The organism is Bradyrhizobium sp. P5_C11_2, assembly GCF_054049755.1.
Genome location: NZ_JBFULT010001081.1, coordinates 1 through 1,071 on the forward strand (window position 1 = coordinate 1; position 1,071 = coordinate 1,071).

The 1,071-nt window shown below is 56.7% G+C and carries 1 pseudogene; it reads right to left on the reverse strand.

Annotation, left to right across the window (positions count from 1 at the left end):
* Nucleotides 1–610: 610 nt before the first annotated feature.
* Nucleotides 611–1,071 (reverse strand): annotated as a pseudogene (locus ACXJL8_RS41815) (transglycosylase); the annotation flags it as partial.

A 1,071-nucleotide genomic window follows, 5' to 3' on the forward strand; every position in this document is an offset into this window, starting at 1 on the left:
GGTCCTTAATTTTTCTTTCGTCGCTCATTTCCTAAATTAAATTAGGCCAGCGCCAATTCGTAAGGGGATCACTAATAAAAAGTTCGCGTCAGAAAGGGGCCTGCACCCCCGATCCAACCTGCCAGTGACCGCAATGGGTCAGAAACGTCGATTTGGCCGCGAGCGCGCGATGTCCGGTCTGGCCCCCGGCTACGGTCGTGYTGATCGTCGCCTCCATCTTCGCCTGCGGGCCGATTGTTGCAAAAGCCGGCGCACTAGATGATCTTCGGGAACCGCGTCGCCGAGATGAAACTCGTAGAACAGTTGACCTTGGTCACTCTTCAGACGGCCCATCATGGATCGACCTCGTCGCGATTCGCGTCAACACAACGGAATCACGCTTGCCGGCTCGCCTCAACGGACTTTTGCAACAAAATCGGCCACTTGCAGACATCGGCACCTGATCGATCACCTCGTTAGCGCGCAGTAGGAACGATCCGAGCGCGTCGTTGACGACGCAAAGTGCGTCCCCGCGACCATTGAGCGATGAGCGGCACCACGTGCCGCAGCGGCGGTGAGGCCCCGCTCGACCCGCGGGTGCGGCAACTCCTACCAACCACTCAACGGAAATTTACTGGTTCGCCCGTTCGGCGGCGGCCATGTATTTCAAATAGAATTCAGCAACCCGCTCGCGCCACATTCCGACGAACGCCTCCGAGGTCAGCTTGTCCACCGATTTCCACGCGTGTTTGATGGCCGGAAGAGTATTCCGCCAGATCGCGCGTTTGCACCATTTTTCACCTTTCTCCCTGCCTTCGCTGGTCGCACACATGGATTTCCAAGCGATGCGAACAGGTTGGCTGATGTGTTCGGCGGCGCCTTCCCAGCCTTGTTGATGGATCAAGTAAAGATCGCTCAAGGTCGGCTTCTGGTGTGTCACCCACTCGAACAGAATGCCTTCGGTAATGACCTTGTAGGCCGCCGCAACGGCATTGTCGCGGGGATTACGAATTTGTCCGGAGCCGAATTTGTTGAACTCATATTCGCTCAGTTGAAACAGGCCGATATACGACCCAGTGCGTTGCTTGGGGT